A 6,288-nucleotide genomic window follows, 5' to 3' on the forward strand; every position below is an offset into this window, starting at 1 on the left:
CGCGCAGGCCGAGGACGATTTCAACCGCGTCGAGCTCAATTACATCAACGCGCTGGGGCGGCTGGCCGAGGTCGAGGGCGAGAAGGAGATCTGGCGCGACCTGCGCATGAAGCTGTACGTCGACCCGGCCGAGCTGAAGGCGAAGTATGCGGAGAGTCCGGCATGGCTCAGGAAGCTGATGGATGCGTACGCGGATGGCTTGAACTGGTACCTCGCCACGCATCCGCAGGTGAAGCCGAAACTGATCACGCGTTTCGAGCCGTGGATGGCGCTCGCGTTCAGCGAGGGCAGCATCGGCGGCGACATCGAGACCATCGACCTGAAGGCATTGCAGGCGTTCTACGGGACGGCACCGGCGCCCGCCGTGGCGCTCGCCGACAAGGGCTTCGATCCGGAGCCGCGCGGCTCCAACGGCTTCGCCATCGCGCCGCGCCTGACGGCCGGCGGCCACGCGCTGCTGATGATCAATCCGCACACGTCGTTCTATTTCCGGCCCGAGATCCACATGGCGAGCGGGGAGGGCCTGAACGCGTACGGTGCCGTCACATGGGGCCAGTTCTTCATCTACCAGGGGTTCAACGACCGCGTGGGCTGGATGCACACGTCGGGCGGCGGCGACGTCATCGACGAGTACCTGGAAACGGTGGAGCGGCGCGACGGCCGGTTCGTCTACAAGTACGGCGCCGGCGAACGCGCGGTGCGCGCGAAGACCATCGAGCTGCCCTATAAAACCGCGAACGGCATGACGACGCGCACCGTCACGGCGTACTTCACGCACCACGGTCCCGTGATCCGCGCGCAGGACGGCAAGTGGGTCGCGGTGCGCATGATGGACGACCCGATGCACGCGCTGATGCAGTCGTACGGCCGCACGAAGGCGCGCGACTACGCGGCGTTCCGCAAGGTGATGGACCTGCGCACGAATTCGTCGAACAACACGGTCTACGCGGATGCCGACGGCAATATCGCCTACTTCCACGGCAATTTCATCCCGCGCCGCGATCCGCGCTTCGACTGGACGAAGCCCGTCGACGGCAGCGACCCGGCCACGGAGTGGAAGGGCCTGCACGACGTCGGCGAGACGATCACGGTGTTCAATCCGGCGAGCGGCTATATCTCCAACACGAACAACTGGCCGTGCACGGGCTTCGGCGCGAGCAGCCCGGATTGCTCGAAATATCCGGCCTACATGTGGTCGCTGCCGCAGAATCCGCGCGGCGTGCACGCCGAGCGCGTGCTGCACGATGCGCGCGACTTCACGCTCGACGGGCTCATCGCGAAGGCGTATGACAGCTACCTGACGGCGTTCGAACCGCTCGTCCCGGCCGTCGCCAAGGATTGGGATGCGTTGCCGGACAGCGATCCGCGGAAGGCGAAGCTGGCCGACCAGGTGGCGCTGCTGCGCGGCTGGGATCTGCGCTTTTCGACGGCGTCCGTGCCGACGTCGCTTGCCGTGTACTGGGGCCAGGCCATGGTCGCGCAGGCATCGACCCGCGCGAAGGCGCAGCATGTCCCCGTGATCGAATTCGTGCAGACGCGGCTGACGCCGCAGGAACGCCTGGATGCATTGGGGCGCGCGAGCGACAGGCTGCAGGCCGATTTCGGCAGCTGGAAGACGCCGTGGGGCGAGATCAACCGCTTCCAGCGCCTGTCCGGCGCCGTCGACCAGCAGTACGACGACAACAGGCCGAGCTTGCCCGTCGGATTCACGTCCGCCAACTGGGGCTCGCTCGCGTCGTTCGGCATGACGGCGCAGCAGACCACGAAGCGCATCTACGGCGACCGCGGCAACAGTTTCGTTGCCGCGGTCGAGTTCGGCCCGCGCCTGCGCGCGAAGAGCATCCTGGCCGGCGGCGAGAGCGGGGATCCGGCGTCTCCCCATTTCGCGGACCAGGCCGCGATGTACAGCCGCGGCGAATTCAAGGACGTGCTGTACTACAAGGAAGATATCGAAAAACAGCTCGAGCGCAAATACCATCCGGGCGAGTGACGGCGGCCCGCTGCGCTGGCGCCGCGGCATGCCGGATTGCCGGCGGGATTGTTATAATCCTCGGATCGTACAACGGCTTTCCAGGGCAGGACAGGGCAGTGGCAAAACTCTATTTCAGGTATTCGGCAATGAACGCGGGCAAGTCGACGTCGTTGCTGCAGGTGGCGCACAACTATGAGGAGCAGGGCCAGAAGGTCCAGCTGTACACGGCCGCCATCGACGACCGCTACGGCATCGGCCAGATCACCTCGCGCCTGGGGCCGCAGCGCCAGACCGACGTGTTCGACAAGACCACGAATTTCCTGGACAAGGCGCCGGCCGTGTCCTGCGTGCTGGTCGACGAAGCCCAGTTCCTGACGAAGGAGCAGGTCGTGCAGCTGCACCAGCTGGCGCAGGTGCGCGGCGTGCCCGTCATCTGCTATGGCCTGCGCAGCGATTTCCGCGGCGAGCCGTTCCCCGGCTCCGCGCACCTGCTGGCGCTGGCCGACGATATCGAGGAAATCAAGAACATCTGCACGTGCGGGAAAAAGGCGACGATGAACATCCGGGTCGATCCGGAAGGACGCCGCATCCGCGAAGGCGAGCAGGTCAGCATCGGCGGCAACGAGAGCTACCGCCAGGCCTGCGCCCGCTGTTTCTACCTGGGCTGACGCGCCGCGGCCATGTCCTGGCTTGCGGGCTGCGCCCCCCATCTGCCCGCCTGGGCCTGCGGCCTGGGCGAGATGCTGCTCTATCTCGTGCCGTCCCTCGCGCTCGCGTTCCTGATCTGGATGGTGACGCGGGCGCACCCGGCCTTCTTCCTGTTCAGCGCGGTCGGCACGTTCTGCCACGAGCTGGCGCATTTCTCGGTCGGGCTGCTGCTGGGCGCAGAGCCCGTCGGTTTTACCATCATCCCGCGCCGCAACGGGCGCGTGTGGGAGCTCGGGTCCGTCTCGTTCGCCAACCTGCGCTGGTACAACGCCGCGCCGGCGGCGCTGGCGCCTTTCCTCGTGCTGCTCGTACCCGTCACCGTGGCCTGGTGGCGCACCCGCGCCCCGTGGCACTTCGGCCCGGCCGACCTGGCGCTGACCCTCCTGCTGGCACCGCAGTTCCTGTCGTTCTGGCCATCGCCCGTCGACTGGAAGCTGAGCGCGCGCAGTTGGCCTTATCTGTTGATCATCGCGGCGGGCGGCCTGGCTTACTGTTGGTTTCAAACCAGTTTGTTTCGATTTGTAAAAGCGTAGGCCGGCGGGCGCCAAGAAGACTTAAGCTCGGCTGAAGACGCGAACAAGCCGGCTCTGCGCCGCCGCGCTATCCTGTAAAATGGGTTGCATCCGCCGCTGCGTCGGCGCGACTGCCGGCCCTCCCGCCATGCAGTCGCATGAATATTCCCGTCCGGAGAACCAAGAATGAAGAAGCAGTTGTTGACGGTCGCGCTGGCGTTTGCCATGTCGGCCCACGTGGTCACGGCGCAGCCCGAGAAGGTTGCCGCGGTCAAGACCGACACGGCCCCCATCGTCCAGATCAAGCCGGCCCCCGCCCAGACCCAGGCCGCCCTGTGGGCATCGCGCGTGCTCGCGCGCTACCACTACAAGGCGACGCCGCTGGACGACGCGATGTCCGCGAAGATCTTCGACGCTTACTTCAAGGCGCTCGACAGCGAGAAACTCTACTTCACCCAGGCCGACATCGACAGCTTCGCGCCCGTGCGCGCCAAGCTGGACGATGCGATCAACAATGAAGACCTGACGGTCCCTTTCCAGATCTACAACGTCTACCAGCAGCGCTTCTTCGACCGCATGACGTATGCGCGCGAGCTGTTGAAGGGCAAGTTCGATTTCAGCACGGACGAATCGCTGCAGATCGACCGCGAGAAGGCGCCGTGGGCCAAGAACGAGGACGAGGCGAAGGACCTGTGGCGCAAGCGCGTCAAGAACGACTGGCTGCGCCTGAAGCTCGCCGGCAAGGACGAGAAGGCGATCCGCGAGACGCTGGACAAGCGCTACGAGGGCTACCAGAACCGCCTCAAGAAGCTGAACAACGAAGACGTGTTCCAGATGTTCATGAACGCGTACGCGATGGCCATCGAGCCGCACACGAACTACCTGGGTCCGCGCTCGGCCGAGAACTTCGACATCGCCATGCGCCTGTCGCTGGACGGCATCGGCGCCGTGCTGCAGTCGCGCGAGGACTACACCGTGATCCGCGAGGTCGTCCCGGGCGGCCCGGCCGACAAATCCGGCAAGCTGAAGGTGGGCGACCGCATCGTCGGTGTCGCGCAGGGCAATGGCCCGTTCACGGACGTGATGGGCTGGCGCATCGACGACGTCGTGCAGCTCGTGCGCGGCGAACGCAACTCGACGGTCCGCCTGGACGTGCTGCCGGCCGACGCCGGCCAGGACGGCAAGCACACGACCATCTCCCTCGTGCGCCAGAAGATCAGCATGGAAGAGCAGTCGGCCAAGAAGAAGATCATCGAGGTCACGGATAACGGCGTGAAGCGCCGCATCGGCGTGATCCAGCTGCCGACCTTCTACCAGGACTTCGAGGCGCGCCGCAAGGGCGACAAGGACTTCAAGAGCGCCACGCGCGACGTCAAGCGCATCCTCGGCGAACTGAAGAAAGAGAAGGTCGACAATGTGCTGATCGACCTGCGCAACAACGGCGGCGGTTCGCTGATCGAGGCCGTCGAGCTGACGGGCCTGTTCATCGACAAGGGCCCGGTCGTGCAGCAGCGCAGCGCCGAAGGCCGCGTCGAAGTCGAAAGCGACACGGATGCCGGCCTGGCCTGGGACGGCCCGATGGGCGTGCTGATCAACCGTGGTTCGGCATCGGCGTCGGAAATCTTCGCCGCCGCGATCCAGGATTACGGTCGCGGCATCATCATCGGCGAGCCGAGCTTCGGCAAGGGCACCGTGCAGACGCTGATCAACCTCGACCGTTTCTCGCAGAACGACAAGATGAAGTACGGCGAGCTCAAGATGACAATCGCCCAGTTCTTCCGCATCAACGGCGGCACCACGCAGCTGCGCGGCGTCACCCCGGACATCAAGTTCCCGGTCACGTCCGATGACGACAACTTCGGCGAAGCGTCCTACGACAACGCGCTGCCGTGGGTCCAGATCAAGCCGGCGACGTACATGCCGTCCGGCGACCTGAAGGAGCTGTTCAACCCGCTGCAGAAGAAGCATGATTCCCGCGTCGCGAAGGACCGCGACTTCCTGGACATCGAGCAGGACATCGCCGAAGCGCTGAAGGTCCGCAAGGACAACCTCATCTCGCTGAACGAGACCGTGCGCCGCAAGGAGCGCGAGAACCAGGAAGCGAAGGCCCGCCTGCGCGAATCGCGCCTGGCCGGCAAGGACAATCCGGACGAGCCGGTGTCCGGTCCGGGCAGCAAGGAGCAGCGCGGCAAGGTGCCGACGCCGACCAGCCCGAAGAAGACGAATGTCGTGCTGAAAGGCGCGGCGAGCGCCGACGACGGGCTGCAGGGCGACGAGCGCAGCCTGACGGCGGAACTGGCCGCCGAGAAGGCCGCCAAGAACGCCAAGGACGTGTATCTGCAGGAGGCCGCCCACATCCTGGCCGACGAGGCCGGCATGTTGAAGGCCGACACCCGCATGGCGTCGCGTGCGATGCCATACATGTCGATGTTGAAACAACCTGGGAACTGATTGGTTGTTAAATGTGAAATAGCCGCCGGTTAAGCGCTCATCCTTACCGGATGGCCGAAGGCGAGGCTCCCCTGGGAGTCTCGCCTTTTTTTATGCCGTTCAATTGAAAATTGGATTTTTTACAGGTGTGCTACAGTCACTCAGCAGTTAATTTAACAATAACTTTATGAACTGAGCAAGGAGTTCAATATGACAACTCGTTACCTCATCGCGGCGGCTCTGCTGGTCGGGAGCGCATGCGGAGCCCAGGCAGAAGTGGTCTCGGGGAACCAATCGGGCTTCCTGTCCGGATGGACCGGCGGGAACGGCGCGGACGTGGTCAGTTCGGGCGTGCTGGCGAACGGCACAAGCCTGGTTGGCGGCGCCGCCTACGGCAGCGGCAACCTGGCCGAAACCCTGTACCAGAAGGCCAGCGCCAACGTCGGCCAGAGCGGTGCCCCGGTCAAATTGACGTATTCGCAGGGCATCGAAGGCACGTATCTGCTGAGCACGAGCAATGCGAGGCTGGCGGCGATGCTGGGTAACGGCATGGCGGTGGTGTCCACGAGCGACGGCAAGGTCGTCACGGTCGGCCAATCGGGCAGCGTGACGGTGGGCAACGGTGGCGGCTTCGGCGGCGGCTTCGGCAACGGCGCGATTGGGGGC

The 6,288-nt window shown here is 65.0% G+C and carries 4 protein-coding genes and 1 pseudogene; all 5 read left to right on the plus strand.

Annotation, left to right across the window (positions count from 1 at the left end):
- On the plus strand, window positions 1-1,990 hold a 1,990-nt coding region (locus tag ACEN88_RS22200), incomplete at its 5' end, for a penicillin acylase family protein (RefSeq protein WP_413343094.1).
- Between the two features lie 98 nt (window positions 1,991-2,088).
- A complete protein-coding gene (locus ACEN88_RS22205; RefSeq protein WP_413343096.1) occupies window positions 2,089-2,640 on the plus strand; it encodes a thymidine kinase in 552 nt (183 codons plus the stop codon).
- A 12-nt stretch (window positions 2,641-2,652) separates the two neighbouring features.
- Entirely contained in the window at window positions 2,653-3,213 is a 561-nt protein-coding gene (locus ACEN88_RS22210; RefSeq protein WP_413343098.1) for a hypothetical protein, read from the plus strand.
- A 165-nt stretch (window positions 3,214-3,378) separates the two neighbouring features.
- Window positions 3,379-5,643, plus strand: a complete 2,265-nt coding sequence (locus ACEN88_RS22215; protein ID WP_413343100.1) for a carboxy terminal-processing peptidase — start codon at window positions 3,379-3,381, stop codon at window positions 5,641-5,643.
- 189 nt (window positions 5,644-5,832) lie between these two features.
- Window positions 5,833-6,288, plus strand: a pseudogene (locus tag ACEN88_RS22220) (hypothetical protein); the annotation flags it as partial.

Origin of the sequence: Massilia sp. CT11-108 (genome assembly GCF_047302915.1) — a bacterium.
Classification (GTDB): Bacteria; Pseudomonadota; Gammaproteobacteria; order Burkholderiales; family Burkholderiaceae_D; genus Telluria; species Telluria orientalis.